Source organism: Microcoleus anatoxicus (genome assembly GCF_042465725.1).
Lineage (GTDB): Bacteria > Cyanobacteriota > Cyanobacteriia > Cyanobacteriales > Microcoleaceae > Microcoleus > Microcoleus anatoxicus.
Map to the genome: position 1 here is coordinate 1,798,822 of NZ_CP120853.1, position 17,257 is coordinate 1,816,078.

At 44.6% G+C, this 17,257-nt stretch carries 11 protein-coding genes; 4 read left to right on the top strand and 7 right to left on the bottom strand.

Features of this window, described 5'->3' with window-relative positions; genetic code table 11:
- Positions 1-34 precede the first annotated feature (34 nt).
- Both P2A85_RS07765 and P2A85_RS07770 read right to left on the bottom strand, forming a co-directional pair.
- Positions 35-1,129 (bottom strand): hypothetical protein, encoded by a 1,095-nt coding sequence (locus P2A85_RS07765; protein ID WP_377478451.1) that lies wholly within the window; start codon positions 1,127-1,129, stop codon positions 35-37.
- A 563-nt stretch (positions 1,130-1,692) separates the two neighbouring features.
- On the bottom strand, positions 1,693-2,826 hold the full coding sequence (locus P2A85_RS07770) for a HetZ-related protein 2 (protein WP_377478452.1): 1,134 nt from the start codon (positions 2,824-2,826) through the stop codon (positions 1,693-1,695).
- Positions 2,827-2,971: 145 nt separating this feature from the next.
- Here P2A85_RS07770 and glyS point away from each other — a divergent pair, with 145 nt between their 5' ends.
- Entirely contained in the window at positions 2,972-5,422 is a 2,451-nt protein-coding gene (gene glyS, locus P2A85_RS07775; RefSeq protein WP_377478453.1) for a glycine--tRNA ligase subunit beta, read from the top strand.
- 184 nt (positions 5,423-5,606) lie between these two features.
- Positions 5,607-6,953 (top strand): UDP-N-acetylmuramoyl-L-alanine--D-glutamate ligase, encoded by a 1,347-nt coding sequence (gene murD / locus P2A85_RS07780; protein WP_377478454.1) that lies wholly within the window; start codon positions 5,607-5,609, stop codon positions 6,951-6,953.
- A gap of 238 nt (positions 6,954-7,191) precedes the next feature.
- On the opposite strand, the gene P2A85_RS07785 is transcribed toward murD, so the two are convergent.
- The 5 genes from P2A85_RS07785 to P2A85_RS07805 all read right to left on the bottom strand — a co-directional run bounded on the left by P2A85_RS07785 (position 7,192) and on the right by P2A85_RS07805 (position 10,283).
- Positions 7,192-7,365, bottom strand: coding sequence for a hypothetical protein (locus tag P2A85_RS07785; RefSeq protein WP_341733567.1), 174 nt, complete (start codon positions 7,363-7,365; stop codon positions 7,192-7,194).
- Between the two features lie 59 nt (positions 7,366-7,424).
- On the bottom strand, positions 7,425-7,736 hold the full coding sequence (locus tag P2A85_RS07790) for a hypothetical protein (RefSeq protein WP_377478455.1): 312 nt from the start codon (positions 7,734-7,736) through the stop codon (positions 7,425-7,427).
- Positions 7,705-7,887, bottom strand: coding sequence for a hypothetical protein (locus P2A85_RS07795; protein WP_377478456.1), 183 nt, complete (start codon positions 7,885-7,887; stop codon positions 7,705-7,707). The genes P2A85_RS07790 and P2A85_RS07795 overlap by 32 nt, the downstream gene beginning before the upstream one ends.
- Before the next feature lie 85 nt (positions 7,888-7,972).
- Positions 7,973-8,383, bottom strand: a complete 411-nt coding sequence (locus tag P2A85_RS07800) for an MAPEG family protein (protein ID WP_341739223.1) — start codon at positions 8,381-8,383, stop codon at positions 7,973-7,975.
- A gap of 151 nt (positions 8,384-8,534) precedes the next feature.
- The gene (locus P2A85_RS07805; protein ID WP_377478457.1) at positions 8,535-10,283 is read right to left on the bottom strand and encodes an ABC transporter ATP-binding protein; all 1,749 of its coding nucleotides are present in this window, start codon (positions 10,281-10,283) and stop codon (positions 8,535-8,537) included.
- Positions 10,284-10,813: 530 nt separating this feature from the next.
- Between P2A85_RS07805 and groL the strand changes: the two genes are divergently transcribed.
- Both groL and P2A85_RS07815 read left to right on the top strand, forming a co-directional pair.
- Positions 10,814-12,514: a chaperonin GroEL gene (groL, locus tag P2A85_RS07810; RefSeq protein WP_377478458.1), complete on the top strand. Its 1,701-nt coding sequence runs from the start codon at positions 10,814-10,816 to the stop codon at positions 12,512-12,514.
- A gap of 445 nt (positions 12,515-12,959) precedes the next feature.
- Positions 12,960-17,198, top strand: coding sequence for a PAS domain S-box protein (locus tag P2A85_RS07815; protein WP_377478459.1), 4,239 nt, complete (start codon positions 12,960-12,962; stop codon positions 17,196-17,198).
- Positions 17,199-17,257 lie beyond the last annotated feature (59 nt).

Genomic DNA, 17,257 nt, shown 5'->3' on the forward strand with positions numbered 1-17,257 from the left:
AGGACTTCATATTAATGAGAAAGGCTATATATTACTATTCAAGATGGTGTTGGTGCATCAAAGCTTCTATTTGATCGTCAACATTTCTAATTACTTTTTCCAAGGCTGGTAAACCATCTAAGGGCAAGGGACCAAGTCGAGTGCGATCGCGAATTTGATTTACTTTTCGCTGCAATTCCTGAGCTAATTTTAGTGCATCCCGACTCAAATTAGACAACTGTTGCTGCTCATAAAACCTCAAAGCTGCCCCCCGCAACACTTGCAGCGTCGCTTCTTCGCCACCGTTGGCAGGCATCACCCGCAAGCGCAATAACAAATGAGTTTCTTGATAAATTCGCTCAACTTCCACCTGTTCTATGTGTTCTACCCTACTCACAGGCATATCTGTCATCCGCTTCAACTCGTCGATGACTTCTTGAAACAATAGGGGATTGATATCTTCAAGCATTGATTTCAAAATGCCGTCTTGACTCCACAGAATCCGGCCTTGCAACGGCTGTCGCTCAAAAAACAGGCGGCCGATACCTTCTAGTAATATTTTGCCCAGCAATTCATGCAGCAATTGTCGCGCGGGTAATTTTGCCAAATGTTCCATGGGACTTGACAAGTGCAAGGGTTCTATCTCCAAAACTGGCAACCCGATTTCTGGGTGGGAAACCTCAGAATCTGGTTTAATTACTTTTGGCGCAGGTTTTAAGCCCAAGCTGTTGGGAGGTTCGGGTTCTGGCGCTGAGTGCACTGTTTCTGCTTTTGGCCATGACTGTACCGTTGTCTTGTTCCCCAGAGAGGGATTTGTCTGGGTAAAAGCTGCTGTGGTGGCTGTGGGCACTGCTTCTCTTGGTTGGTTAGCGTGCAATAAGTACGCTGAGAGCATTGAGTGCTGAGTTTCTGATGAAAGTTGCTCCGTGGTAACAGAGCAATTCATGTAAGCTAAAATTCGCTGTACATAGTCTAAAGCCGAGTCATCTTGTAGATCGACTACGCCCAGTTTTAATATATTACCTTCTAGAGATAGAGGCAAAACTTGATAGTAAAGACAGGCTTCAAAGGGGACAACCGTATCGATTAATGAAAATATTCGATCGGTGTTGATGACCGTCGCTGAGTTTGTTGGAGATGTGTATACCATTAGTTAATAAGTAATAGTTGGGGACAAGCGCGATCGCGCTTTTTGCGACACACCAACCTCATCCATCAAATTAAACGCTGTAACTTCCCTGACGGGGCACAAGTCTGAAGGCTGAATGTTCTTTTGAATAAAAATCGTGAGTCCAAGTTGCTCCTGGGATCGATCGTCCGATATCCAGGGGGTTTTGTGACTAATTCACAAATTTTAAATATGCACCACAACTGAATAATTTATAGACAACCGCTTCAATTGACTTCAAATCATGATTTGTCAGGGCCCACATTTGGCAGCATCGCTCGGAGGCGTTGCTTGCTAGATACGTGAGTGTAATAGTTAATTTAGGATTAGGTAGAAAATCCTCAGAAGTCGATCGTGCTGCTAGTATCTTATCCTACCAAGCAAGAGTCGCAGTTAATTGCTGACAATTAAGGCAGGCGATCGCGATCGGGTCACTTTCAATTTAGCAATTCACAGAAAAGACACCGGATCGGGAACTGATTTGTATCGAGCATAGAAGCAAAATGTTACAAATAATTAACTATTAGCAATGGTCTGCAACAGATTCAGGAGCGATCGTTGCGAAGAGATTGAGCTGCTAAATAGAGTTTAGTCCACTCGCCAATAACCTGATTGGTTTTCAATTTAAGTTCAGAGGCGATCGTCTCTACACTTTTACCTGCTTTGAGCGATTCTATCAAGTGCCGTTGAGCATCAGTCAGGCTTTGCCAATATTGCTCCCACTGACTAGGAGTCAAACCCAAACTGTGTTCTTGCAGAGAAGTTTCCAGCCAACTAGCGACTAATTCGGGGGATTGTTTGACTGCGAACACCCGAATCGCGTGGTAGCTGACTTTTTCTCGCAAGCGGTAAATTTGCTTGATCGGAACATTCAAAGCTTCGGCGATAGCTTCCTGGGAACGCCCTTGCAGGTAAAGCCGCAGCCACTGAGAGGCCTGCGGATCGACTTGGGCGGCCAAATAAGCCTCAAACTCTGCTTGGACAATCTGGCGCTGAGCTTGCCGTTCCTCCCAAGCTTGAGTTTCAAGATAGTCAGACATCGCCTGTTCGTCTAGTAGGCTGACAGGTTCATCTGTATCATCCGGTAGTACCTGTTCCGACACCAGCCGCACCCAGTCTCCTGCTGGGACTTGGGTTAAGCCGCCCCGCTGGGAACGCCGCAGGTAGTTGACAAAACGATACACCAGCAGGGGCTGGTTGCGGATCGGGCGCAAACAATATTCTTCTACAGTTGCTAGCAGCAAAGAATTTCGCAAGCGTGTGTCTGAGGTACATTCAGCAATCCAGGCGATTTGCTGCTGAAGATATCGATCGGAATTGAGCATTTCCTGGATCACTTCTTGCAGCACATCCACCACACTCCGCTGTCTGTCGCGACTCAAAGACACCCACGCTTGGATTTTTTGTCGCAACACCACCAAACCGCCCAGTCGCCCGATCAAGTTGCGGTAAGCTTGTTCCGGCGGCAATCCCAGATACCGAGAAATCAAAATTCGATACAAAAAGTCGATCGCCCCAGTGGCGATCGCCAATTGAGTAGGATGGAGAGTGTCAAATCTATCTGGCTGGTTTCCCAACAGCCAGCGAACCACACTCTGGCGAGTGCTAGAATTTTCGTCCTGGCAATCTTTTTCCAGTCGAGACTTCCAATCTTGTGCTAGTTTTTCGGCCAAAGTCATGTGCTGCTGAGATATGATCTTTCTCCCCGATTTTACGTGGTATGCTGAATTTTTGAGTCTTTTGAAGATATACGATCGTGTAGGAGGGCAACGCCCACGCGCGATCCGATAAATTACCTTAAACTAAATTCCATTACGGTGCGATATGGCTGCATTTTTATTAGAACTCGGTACAGAAGAATTACCCGCCTCCTTCGTCTGCGATAGTACCCAACAATGGCAGCGATTGATACCTGCAACCCTGGCGGAACAATTCTTGACAAACGACTCTGTTCATGTATACGCAACTCCTCGACGTTTGGCCGTTCTCGTAACAGGACTGCCACTTCAACAATTAGACAGAGAAGAAGAGGTAAAAGGCCCCCCCGCTAGTTCCGCTTTTAAAGATGGGAAACCGACGAAAGCAGCCGAAGGTTTTGCCAAAAAGCAGGGTGTGGAAATAGAGGCTTTGGAAGTTCGCGCTACAGATAAGGGCGATTTTGTATTTGTACTAAAAAAAATTCCGGGGCGGATGACAGCGGATATTTTAACTGAACTTGTGCCGTTGTGGATTAGCAAATTGGAAGGCAAAAGATTCATGCGGTGGGCCGACGGAGATTTAAAGTTTCCGCGCCCGATTCGATCGCTAGTAGCGCTACTGGATCATACTGTACTGCCAATTACATTAGTCAGCGGTTCAGATACAGTCAAGAGCGATCGCATTTCCCAAGGACACCGAGTTTTGTACACCCCCCCTACACCCCCCCTTACTAAGGGGGGGACATCGACGATTCCTACACCCGCCCTTACTCAGGGGGGGACATCGACGATTCCTACACCCGCCCTTACTCAGGGGGGGACATCGACGATTCCTACACCCGCCCTTACTCAGGGGGAGACATCGACTCCTACACCCGCCCTTACTCAGGGGGAGACATCGACGATTCCTACACCCGCCCTTACTCAGGGGGAGACATCGACGATTCCTACACCCGCCCTTACTCAGGGGGAGACATCGACTCCTACACCCCCCCTTAGTAAGGGGGGGACGGGGGGGGTTTCCATTCCCCAAGCAGAAGCCTATGTCGAGTGTCTGCGTGCAGCTTACGTTGAAGTCGATCGCCAACAGCGCAAAAATCAAATTCAAGCCCAAGTAGAAGCGGCAGCCACAAAACAAGGCGGTTACGCAGACATCAGCGATGATTTGCTAGAAGAAGTAACCGACTTAGTGGAATGGCCAAACGCCGTAGTCGGCAAATTTGACGACGAATTTTTGATATTACCACCGGAAGTAATCACCACAATTATTGTCACTAACCAGCGGTATTTTCCCATCCTCAAAAATCCTCAATACCCCGAACTTTTACCCTACTTCATTACTATTTCTAACGGCGATCCAGCCAAATCAGCCATCATAGCCGCCGGCAACGAGCGAGTAGTGCGCGCCCGATTAGCAGACGGTCAATTTTTCTACAAAGCAGACTTGGCAAAACCTTTAGAAGATTATTTACCCAAATTAGAAACAGTCACCTTCCAAGAAGATTTGGGGACTGTACGTGCAAAGGTCGATCGCCTGTGTAAAATAGCCAATCTCCTGGTCAACCAACTGCAAATCCCTGAGACAGAACAAGCCGATGTCGCCAGAGCAGCCTTACTTTGCAAAGCAGACCTAGTAACCCAAATGGTTTACGAACTGCCCGAAATGCAAGGAATCATGGGGCAGAAATACGCCCTAGCCAGCGGCGAATCAGAAGCAGTAGCCACAGCGATTTTTGAACATTATTTGCCCAAAGGTGCAGGCGACAATTTGCCCCAAACTCTCACAGGTCAAATTGTCGGAATCTCAGACAAACTAGATACATTAGTCAGCATCTTCGGCTTAGGAATGTTGCCGACTGGTTCCTCCGATCCCTTCGCCTTGCGCCGCGCCGCCAACGCCATAATCAACATTATTTGGGCAGCTCAGTTGCCAGTAAATTTACACAAATTACTCGCGCAAGTAGTAGCCGAATTTACCGCAATTCGCCCCGAAACCAGCCCTGAATTACTATCACAATTATCAGAATTTTTTCTCCAAAGAATTCGGACTTTACTGGAAGAAGAAAAGAATGTCGATTACGATTTGGTAAATGCAGTTTTGGGAGAAAAAGACCCCGAATATACCGAACGAGCATTAAGAAATTTGTTAGACACTTTAGAAAGAACACTTTTCTTGCAACAAATCCGCAATGACAACACATTAGATAAAATCTACGAAACAGTGAATCGTTCAACTCGTTTAGCAGCTCAAGGAGATTTGGATAAAATCCAATTGGAACCAAAAACAGCGGTGAAACCAGAATTATTTCAAAAATCGTCAGAACAAGCTTTCTACGATGCTTTAGTGCAGTTAGTGCCACAAACCCAGCTATCCAAGCAAACCCGCAATTATCAGCTATTGGTAGATAGTTTAACTGAAATTGCTCCGACTGTCAGCAACTTTTTCGACGGGCCAGAAAGCGTTTTAGTGATGGATTCTGACCCAGAAATTAAGCGCAATCGGTTGAATTTATTAGGATTGTTGCGGAATCACGCGCGAGTCCTAGCAGACTTTGGGGCGATCGTCAATCGATCTTAGATAGCCAATTTTAGAAAGTAGCCAAACCTTTTGATGTAATATCAAATCCATTGACATAGGAAACATCAAATTCTCTAATCTCCCCCTCTGCGCCCTCTGCGCCCTCTGCGGTTAAATAATCCCAAAAAAACCGTAACCCATACAAAAGGACAAAACCAGCAAAATTCGCTCTATCACACAAATTATGCCGATCGCTCATATCATAGGACTAGGAAAATCAGGAATAGCAGCAGCCAGACTGCTAAAACGGGAAGGATGGGAAGTAACATTGAGCGATCGCTCATCTTCCCCAAACTTACTCAAACAGCAACAAGAACTAGCTCTCGAAGACATTAAAGTAGAGTTAGGTCAATCCTTTCAACCCGACGAATCTATACAACTAATAGTAGTAAGTCCCGGAGTTCCCTGGGACATTCCAGCATTAATCCAAGCCCGAAAATTAGGGATTGAAACCATCGGAGAAATGGAACTAGCATGGCGCTATCTCAAATCACCGTGGGTAGGAATTACCGGCACTAACGGGAAAACTACAACTACAGCTTTAATCGCAGCAATTTTTGCAGAAGCAGGACTCTATGCACCCGCTTGTGGCAACATAGGGTATGCCGCCTGCGAATTAGCTGCTTCCGAAAAACAGCCAGATTGGGTCATCGCTGAAATCAGCAGCTATCAAATAGAATCTTCCTCATCTCTAGCGCCACGAATTGGCATTTGGACGACTTTCACACCGGATCATCTCAGCCGCCACAAAACTTTAGAAAATTACTACAACATTAAAGCCAAATTGCTGAAAAAATCCCAATTCCAAGTGTTGAACGGCGACGATCCGTATTTGCGGCAACAAGGACTTGACAACTGGCCCGATGCGTGTTGGACAAGCGTCAAAGGTGAAACACAACTGTTAGGAAATAAAGATTTTGGGGCTTACATTAAAGACGGTTGGGTAATCGCTCAAAACCAGCAAATTCTGCCTGCTGATACTTTGAAAATGGTGGGAGAACACAATTTGCAAAACTTGTTGATGGCGGTAGCAGCGGCTAATTTAGCGGGAATCGATAAAAGTGCGATCGCCCAAGCCATTAGCAAATTCCCCGGAGTAGCCCACCGCCTCGAACACATCTGCACCTGGGAAGGCATAGATTTCATCAACGACAGCAAAGCCACCAATTATGACGCCGCCCAAGTCGGATTAGCCTCAGTAAGCGCCCCAGCAATTTTAATTGCCGGTGGCGACCCAAAAGAAGGCGAAGATAGCGCCTGGATTGATACAATCAAAGCAAAAGCTGTTGGGGTGTTGTTAATTGGAGATGCTGCGGGTATTTTTAGCGATCGGCTCGAACAAGCAAATTACAACGCATGGGAAATCGTAGAAACAATGGAAAGAGCAATTAAAAGAGCAGCAGAATTAGGCAAACAAAATAATGCAAAAGTAGTGCTGCTTTCCCCAGCCTGTGCTAGCTTCGACCAATACCAAAACTTCGAGGAACGGGGAGACCATTTCCGGCAATTATGCCTCGATACCCTAGCTTAGATTGGCTTCGTAGTCACGACTTTCCTCCTGATTGTATAGCAACTGCAAAGGCTGTTAATATCAAACCCGTTGACATCGGAATTATTATTTCTCTCTTTTCTTTCTCTGTGTCCTCTGTGTTCTCTGTGGTTAAATAATTCCAATACAACCGGAATTGATATAAAAAACTTTGGTGATTTCTCCCCGAGCGGAGTCGAAGGGAGCAATCACCAAAGCGAATTTACGGCTACTATATATTTTAAGCCACACCCAGCCAAATAGCTTTAATCCTATGCTGCTGTTCCCATTCTAGTCCATGAAAAACTACCATCATTTCCTCATGAGTGAAATCAATAATGATAGCGGCCAATTGAGCAGCAGTTGCCGCTTCCAACATGGCTTGTTTCAACTTCGTCATTACTTGTCGATCCATTAACACTAAATCTGGAATAGTTGCCTCCCATTCATTTTAATAGTACCTGCAAACATCTTTTACTCTTTGATTGTCTCAAAATTGCGCGATGATATTTTAAAGTCTGGGTGACAACGCTCTGAGCGCTTTTTTTTCTCAATCTCCAAAATTTTCACCTCCGAATTTAAACGCTGCTTCGATAAAACTTTAAGTTCCTGTTCGAGTTGACGATTTCCCCGGAGAAAAAAATCTTGAGAATTAGAACGAAACAAACCGCTATTGATTTGCTGAAGTTGGCTGGGTGTCAACACTTGGGCTGACACAGCAACCGGAAATCCAAAAGATGCAGCCAGCCACAAGCTAGGAATTATCTGTTTGATTCGGTTCTTCATGACTTTCCCTCGGATGTTTCACCTCAGTTGATTTTTCTGCTTCTGAGTTCAGGGCTAATTCATCTTCTTCGGCAATTTTTTTTTGCCATTCAACAAGTTGTTGAAAAAGTTGGGGGGTAATTTGAAAGACAGGCTTATTGATTTCTGACATATTTACTCCAAAAATTTAGGCGCTTGGGTAACAGGAAAATTCCAGGCTGAGCTAGGGAACGAGTAGAAACGAGATTAAGCGATTGTTAAAGCTTCAGAATCGACATGATGATGCCAGTGAAGGAACCGCCAAGTAAAGCTACAGTAGCTAAGGTACTAATTCCAAAACCCACGGCTCTTTTTTCGGCCGCTTGATAGTAACCCCAAGCAAATAAAATGCGTCCAATTATCCAAACTGCACCGATAGCAGCGGCAAAAATGGGGCTGATAAATTGCGCGCACAGCCACAGGGATGGCAAAAATAAAATCATTTGCTCTAAGGTGTTTTGCTGAACTCGCAATACTCTCTCAAAGTCTGGATTTCCTGTCACTTGGGGAGGAGAAACTTTGTATTTGAATCTAGCTCTACCGACGTTAATGGTGACGATAAAATAGAGTAATAGTGCTGAGGCGGTAACTAGGCTTGGCCAAAGTATGGCGTTTGTTTCTGCGATCATGATTCAGGTATGATTGGAGTAGATATCTTAATTATAAGGCAAACAGCAGAAGCCACCCCCCCCTGCCCCCCCCAAGGGGGGAAAGAGGAAAGGGAAAGGGGAAGGGGGAACAGGGAACAGGGAACAGGGAACAGGGAATCCCGATGCCCCATTAATGCAATAACTCCTCTAGTTGTTGCTGGTTCCACAAATATTGATATAGCCCTTGTTGCCCTACTAATTCTTTGTGAGTTCCTACTTGGACAATTTCTCCTTTTTCCATCACAAAAATGCGATCGGCACTAGCCGCTGCTGACATTTGATGGGAGATAAAGATGACTGTTTTACGATCGGTTCCCGTTGCCAAATTCTTCAAAATGTCGGTAGCAGTCTGATTGTCAACACTCGAAAGAGCGTCATCCAAAATCAGCACGGGAGCGTCAACTAACAAAGCGCGAGCCAGGGCTGTCCGTTGTCTTTGTCCGCCGGATAATGTAATGCCGCGCTCGCCGACAATTGTTTTGTACTGCTGGGGAAAGTTGAGGATTTCTGGGTGAATTTGTGCTTGTTGGGCTGCGTGTTCAATTTCTGGCTGTTCTGCTAAGGGATTGCCGTAGCGGATGTTATTCTTGATGGTAGTACCGAAGAGAAAGCTTTCTTGGGGTACGTAGGCGATCGCCCCGCGCAATTCGGTCAATTTTACCTGAGTAATATCTAATCCGTCTACAAATAATTCACCTGGAGCAATATCCAGCAGTCTGGGGAGTGCATTAGCTAAAGTCGATTTCCCAGAGCCGATCGCCCCAACAAGAGCTACAGTTTCTCCCGGTTTAATGGTAAAGTTAAGGTTTTTCAGGGCGGGGATATTAGCACCTGGGTATTGATAATTTAGGTTGCGGGCTACTATTTCGCCTTTAACTGGAGTTGGCATTTCAATTGCATCAGTCCGATCGTAAATTTTTGGTTCTACGGTAAGGATTGATTCGATGCGATCGACACTCACTTCTCCCCGCTGATAAGCAGTAATTGTGAAGCCCAAAAGTGCTGTCGGAAACACCAAACGCTCGACATAAATCAGTAAAGCCACAAAATCGCCTACGCTAATGTCGCCCTTCGCAATGGAACTTCCACCCGCAGCGAGCAAAACTAACAAACTCACACTTGCCAAGCCGCCTAGTAAGGGGAAAATAAAATTGCGGGTTTTTGCTAATGTTAAATTAGCATCCAGCAATTTTGCGTTACAATCACCAAAAGCGCGGCGTTCGTTCTCTTCTTGAGCGTAGATTTTAATTACGGAAATGCCGCTCATATCTTCTTGAATCAAATCGCTCATCGCCGACAGTTCTTCCTGGACAGCTAGTTGCTGGATGCGCAGTTTGTCGCTAAATAATTGTACCAAAACTAGCATTAAAGGATAAACCGCGATCGCCAACAGAGTCAGCCGCACGTTAATTCCCAGCATCACGGGCAAAGTTAAAGCGTAAGCAAAGGCTGTATTCGCCAAACTCAGCACCGCAAACCCCACCAAGCGGCGAATATTATCCAAATCGGAAGTAGCGCGGTTAATTAAATCTCCGACTGTATTGGCCGCAAAATAAGATGGTTCTAAAGTTAATAAATGATTAAATATTTTCTGTTTGAGGTCAAATTCGACTTGACGCCCCACGCCAAATAGAAAAATCCGCGATGCCATCCGAATTACCCACATGATTGAGGCGAGTACCAGAATCAGCAACACGTAGTTTAAAACTTGGTCAAATTCGATCGCAACTTGCAGAGTGTCAACTGCATTCCGAATCAGCAGGGGAATGTAAACGCCCACAGCATTGACAATTAGCAGGGAAAAAACGCCCCAAAATGTCGCTTTCCAGTGGGGGCGCATATAAGCACCCAGTTTTTGCAGTCGAGAATAACGAGCCATAGGAAGAAGGAAGAAGGAAGAAGGAAGAAGGTAGAAGGAAGAAGGCTCTTCGATTTAGCGAGAGGGTAAAAAGCATAGGTGTCAACTTAAGCTGTCAGCCCGCCCCGTGTCCGTTAGTCATCCATCAAGTCCGGCAGGGGTTGAAACCCCTGTCTAATAGCGAAAGTCCTCTCAAAGAGGACTGAAGAGAAGAATCTCAACTCATTAGTCCTCTTTTAGAGGACTTTCGCTTTGAGGCAGGGGTTGAAACCCCTGCCGGACTATTGGTTGTACCTGGTTGTTGACACCAATGGGTAAAAAGGTACTACACAGATTTTGACACGAATACACCGATTCAGTTTAGGGCAGGATCTCCGGCCCACCCCACCAAAAAAATTACTCTTTGTGGAACAGGCCCGACAGCCTCAACAGGCAAGAAGTTTGGACTGCGGTGAGTTTAACCTGACTGGACAATAAACCAAAAATCGATCGATTTAGCACTCAGCCTCAGAGAGTGCTAAATTTGCTATGTAAGCAAATGGAGACAAAACATGACCAAAATAGTTGCATTTAGCGACAAATCTCGGCGGGCACTAGAACGCGGTGTCAATCAACTGGCTGATGCTGTCCGCATTACCTTGGGGCCCAAAGGTCGGAACGTCTTATTGGAAAAGAAGTTCGGAGCTCCCCAAATCGTTAACGATGGTATCACGGTTGCTAGAGATATCGAACTGGAAGACCCCTTGGAAAATGCTGGCGCTCGCTTAATTCAAGAAGTAGCTTCCAAAACTAAAGATATCGCAGGCGATGGCACAACAACGGCAACCGTTCTGGCTCAATCCCTGATTCGTGAAGGCTTGAAGAATGTCGCCGCGGGCGCAAATCCAGTCGCCCTGCGCCGGGGAATTGAAAAAACGATCGCCCACTTGGTACTAGAAATCGCCAAATTGGCTAAACCTGTCGAAGGTGATGCCATTGCTCAGGTCGCCACTGTCTCCGCCGGTAATGACGAAGAAGTTGGCAAAATGATTTTCCAAGCCATGGAAAAAGTCACCAAGGATGGCGTAATTACTGTTGAAGAGTCGAAATCTCTGTTGACAGAATTAGAAGTTGTCGAAGGGATGCAGTACGATCGCGGTTATCTGTCTCCCTATTTTGTCACCAACACCGATCGCATGGAAGTTGAGTACGAAAACGCTCGCATCCTGATCGCCGACAAAAAAATTAGTTCGATTCAAGAACTTGTCCCCATTCTCGAAAAAATCGCTCGCGCTGGTCAACCGCTGGTAATTATCGCCGAAGATATTGAAGGCGAAGCTTTGGCTACTCTGGTAGTCAACAAAGCCCGTGGCGTATTGAACATCGCAGCTACCAAATCTCCCGGATTTGGTGAACGTCGCAAGGCGATGCTTCAAGATATCGCGGTTCTCACCGGTGGCCAACTGATTTCCGAAGAAGTCGGACTCAGCATTGATACCGCCACTTTGGAAATGCTCGGTACCGCCCGCAAAATTACGATCGACAAAGAAAACACGATTATCGTTGCCGGCGAAGAGCACAAAACTGATGTGGAAAAACGGATTGTGCAAATCCGCCAACAGCTAGAGGCGACGGATTCTGATTACGACAAGGAAAAGCTAACCGAACGCATCGCCAAACTCGCAGGCGGCATCGCTGTGATCAAAGTCGGCGCTGCTACCGAAACCGAGCTCAAAGACCGTAAACTGCGTATTGAAGACGCTTTGAACGCTACTAAAGCTGCTGTGGAAGAAGGTATCGTTCCCGGAGGTGGCGCGACGCTAATTCACTTGATTACAAAGATAGAAGCGATCAGAAATACTTTAGACGCAGAAGAACAGCTTGGCGCTGATTTGGTTGCGAAAGCTTTGGAAGCACCTTTGCGTCAAATCGCTGATAATGCAGGCGTTGAAGGTTCCATCGTCATCGAGGGTGTCCGTGGTAGCGAGTTGAACTTTGGTTACAATGCTCTTACCGATGTCTACGAAGATCTGATTGCGGCGGGGATTATTGACCCGGCTAAGGTAGTGCGATCGGCTCTACAGAATGCTGGTTCCATTGCTGGTATGGTGTTAACCACTGAAGCCGTGATTGTCGAAAAACCAGAGAAGAAAAAAGCTGGTGGTGACATGGGCGACATGGGCGGCATGGGCGGCATGGGCGGCATGGGCGGCATGGGCGGCATGGGCGGCATGGGTGGCATGGGTGGCATGGGCGGCATGGGCATGATGTAGTTCATCACCAGGGACGCACTATCCACCTAACAAACCCGGTTTCTGGCGATCGCCATCAACATCCAATCAGGCTATTACCTCCAGAAACCGGGTACAACTGTGAAATAAGAATCTGCGATCGATATCAACAACAGGCTTTCCGACCTTTTCCTCTCCATTTTGTATCACCTACATCTTGTGTAAAAAGTTAGAATCTGCTTTACTATTAAGTTATATTCAAATAAATACAATTTCCTAAAATTTTTCGTATCATTGATTGTTGGGCTGAAAATAGCACCATACACCGCAGCAGTACAGTGTTCAAAAATATTTGAGTGAGCTAGTACCCAGCTAGCGATTAAATAGACAAGATGGTACACTTATAGACAAATACCTGTACTCAGGTTGGTGTAGAAGATATCACCAAAAATATAAAGCTTAACTTGCAAGCTATCAAACAATACCCATGCAGGAAGTTATCAACTGGTTTCAGTCTTTTTTATCTAACTCTGTTGATGCTTTCCTAGAGTGCGATGGACAGCAAAAGTACCTATCTGTTAATCCTATTGCTGCTGCTTGGATGGGATTAGAGCCGGCTGAAATAGTTAACAAAACTAATCAAGATTTATTGAAATTATATCCCAATAGTGCTGCTCTTAAAAAGATTATTTCCCAAATCGATTCCTGCCTCAAACAAGTATTGATCGCAGGGGAAAAAAGGCTGGCGATTCACGAGGTAACGGAGATAGACGGCGGGATTAAAATTTATGAGACGACTTACACCCCAGTGGTAGATGCTTCTAGCAATCAAATGCGGGTTTTCGGTGTTGGTCGAGATATCACTAGACACTATCGCTGGCAGCAGCAGAAAAGTCAACAGTTGCGCCACTCTAGTCATTTACTTTGGTTAAACGCTGCTAATAGTCCCCTGGCAATGGTAGGCTGGGATGAAAATTTTCGGATCGTTCAGTGGTCCAAACGCGCTGAAGACATCTTTGGCTGGACATCTGAGGAGATGATGGGTAGGGAATTCGGCGACTTGGCTTTGGTTTGCGAGGAAGATATCGAGGCTGTCAGTGCGCTGCAACTCGAACTAGGAACCGGTAAAGCCAATACTTCAATTAACCGCAATTATACTAAAAGTGGCAAAGTTATTTGGTGCCACTGGTTCAACTCTATTATTCGCAGCGGGGATAATTTTACCGTACTTTCTTTGGTGGAAGATATCACCGAACGCAAATTGTTAGAAACAGCACAATCCCAAGCTACTAGACTGACAGCAATGGTAGCTGATGTCGGGATTGCTCTGACTAAATACCCTCAAGATATCCTGATGCCATGCTGTGAGGCAATGGTTCAAAATCTGGATGTCGTTTCTGCTGAAATTTGGACTTTCAATTCTCAAGAAAATCTCTTGGAAATGCAGGCATCAGCCGGAAGTTATAGCGACCAAGACAATAATTTACGCTTTATTGAACGAAAAATTAATGAGATTGCCCACAGTAAAAAGCCACAAATTAAATGCCAATTTGATTCTGACAATATTCAGATTAATACCAAAAAATCAGGAGAATCAATATTTGGAGATGGTGCGAACTTAGGAACTGTTAATCATCAAAAAGTGCGAATTAATTGCAGTTCAAAAAAATCTATTGTAACTTTTTTGGGCTACCCCTTGATTGTTGAAGAACGTTTAGTGGGAGTCATGGGAATTGTTAGCGCTCAACCGATGACAGAAGCTTTTCTGGAAACTATAGGCTCGGTGGCTGATGTCATTGCTTTAGGCATCGAGCGCAAGCGTGCAGAAGCTGAATTAAAATCCGCTAGATCATTCCTCACTTCAGTGGTAGAAAATCTGCCAGTGGGCGTGTTTGCTAAAGATGCTTCCTCCCTGAAATTTGTGCTGTGGAATAAAGCGGGAGAGACGATCGCAGGTGTTACTTCCGCTGAGGCGATCGGCAAAAATGACTACGATATTTATCCCAAAGAACAAGCAGATGTTTCCACAGCTCAAGATCGGGAAATTTTGACCAGCTATCAAAACCAGTCCCGCGTCACCGAAATAGTCGAAGAACCTTTTCAAACTCGCCACAAAGGTATGAGAATACTGCACACTAGGAAAGTGCCCATTCTTGACTCTAAAGGCAATCCTCAATACGTTTTGGGCATTACTGAAGATATTACGGAACGCCGACAGGTAGACGAAAGTGTTCGTCTCTACGACCAAATTGTTGAAAATATGCAAATAGGTTTGTACGTCTACCATTTAGAAAATATTGATGATGACAGCACCTTAAGGGCGATCGCCTCCAATCCCGCTGCTACCAAGTTTACGGGATTAGAAATGGCAGATGTTCTGGGAATGACAATCGACGAGATTTTTCCCAAGTCTCGATCGAAAAATATTCCCCACGCCTTTGCATCGGTAATTCGTAGCCAAAAAGCCTTAGAAATTGAAGATCTTGAGTGTGATGAAAGCGATCGCATAACCCGCGCTTTTTCTATAAAAGCTTTTCCGTTACCCAACAACTGCGTCGGTGTAGCTTTTGAAAACATTACCGATCGCAAAATTCTAGAATTAGAACTAAAGCTAGCCTTGGAACAAACCGAACGTTCCGAACAACTGTTGCGAACAGTCCTTGACAAAAGCAGTGATTGGATTTTTGCAAAAGATCGAGATTTTCGATGTATTTTAGCAAACAATAGCTTTGCTAAAGGTATTGGTAAAAAACTAGACCAAATTATCGGAAAATCTGATTTGGAACTGGTTATTCAAAAAGATATAATTGATGCTTCTGCTGAAAATATTCAAAAAATACGCAAAGACGACTTGGCTGTATTAGCTGGTGAAAATATTCATAATCCCTGCGAACCAGCAACATTTGCTGATGGATCGATACATATTTTTGACACCCAAAAAGTCCCTCTCAGAGACCAGGAAGGTAATATATTTGCAGTGCTGTCTTTTGCTCATGATATTACTGAACGCCATAAATCTGAAGCCGCATTACGTAGAAGCGAAGCCAGATTTAGGTCTTTGGTAGTTAATATTCCCGGAGTAGTTTATCGGTGGTGGTGCGATTTTTCTGTCTGTTTTATTAGCGATGCAGTTTACTCGCTCACTGGTTATCCGGCTGCGGATTTTAGATTGCTTTCCGACAGAGTTTCGCGGACTTTTACCAGCGTTATTTATTCCGAAGATTTGGAGCAAGTTGAAGCCACGATTCGGAGGGGAATAGAAAATAAACAGTCCTACAGTTTGGAATATCGCCTGCTGGCGGCCGACGGTACGATTAAATGGGTGTGGGATAAAGGTTCTCCTGTATTTGATGAAGATGGAAGCGTTTATTGTTTGGATGGGGTAATTTTTGATATTAGCGATCGCTACTATGCTAGAGAAGCACTGCAACAAAAAACTTCTGAGTTAGAAGCTGTTTTTCGTGCTCTACCCGATTTGTATTTCCGACTCAATGCTGAGGGCGTTATCTTGGATTATCTCTCAGGTAATTCATCTGATATTTATATTCCTGTAGAAGATTTTGTGGGTAAAAAAATGTTAGATGTTTTACCGATTAATGTAGTAACTCAATTTGAACAATCTATTACTAAAACCTTAGAAAATAAGACCTGTGTTACCTTAGAATATTCCCTAGAAACACCGGAAGAGGCACAAATTTATGAAGCAAGATTTATGCCTTTTAAGGTTAATCAACTGATTATTATTTCTCGCAACATCACCCTCAGAAAACAAGCTGAATCTCAATTAAGAGATAAAAATTACGAACTCAATCAAGCTTTGAATCAACTAGGAAAAACTCAATCTCAACTAATTCAAGCGGAAAAAATGTCTGGCTTGGGGCAGTTAGTTGCCGGAATTGCTCACGAAATTAATAACCCTGTAAGTTTTATTTACGGTAATGTCACCTACGCTCGCGATTATGCAAATAATCTATTGAAACTGTGTTGTTTATACCAAGAATATTACCCAGAACCAGTTTCTATTATCGCTGATTTTGCGGAAGAAATAGAAGTAGAATTTATGAAAGAGGATTTTCCACATCTGCTTAATTCCATTCAAATTGGAGCAGATCGCATCGGGAAAATAGTCTTATCTTTACGAACTTTTTCGCGTCTAGAAGAATCAGATATTAAACGTGTGGATCTTCATGAAGGCATTGATAGTGCTTTGTTAATTTTACAACATAAACTCAAAGAAAATGGTAGAACTCGCCCAATTGAAATAGTTAAAGAATATGGCGAACTGCCACTGGTACAATGCTATGCTGGACAGCTAAATCAAGTGTTTATGAATGTTTTAAGTAATGCGATTGATGCTTTAGCAGATGTCAGACATAGAAAGTTGAAAGTGTCTAGTGGTTCGGAAACCCAAGGTCAAGATGTTCCTACTTTACCAGTACCTATAACTTCTAACCCGTCACCTTGCATTCGTATTCGCACGGAGGTTATCGAAAGTAATCGGGTGGCGATCGCAATTTCGGATAATGGTCCAGGAATGGAAGAATCTGTTAAATCTCGGATATTCGATCCATTTTTCACTACTAAACCTGTGGGAAAAGGTACTGGTTTGGGACTGTCGATCAGTTATCAGATTGTAGTAGAAAGACACTGTGGTTCCCTGCACTGCACTTCTGCACCGGGTGGAGGGACCGAATTTGCGATCGAAATTCCTATTAGACAAAGATAATTGGTTATTGGTTATTGGTTATTCGTTGTTAATTATTGGTTGTTGATTATTGGTTATTA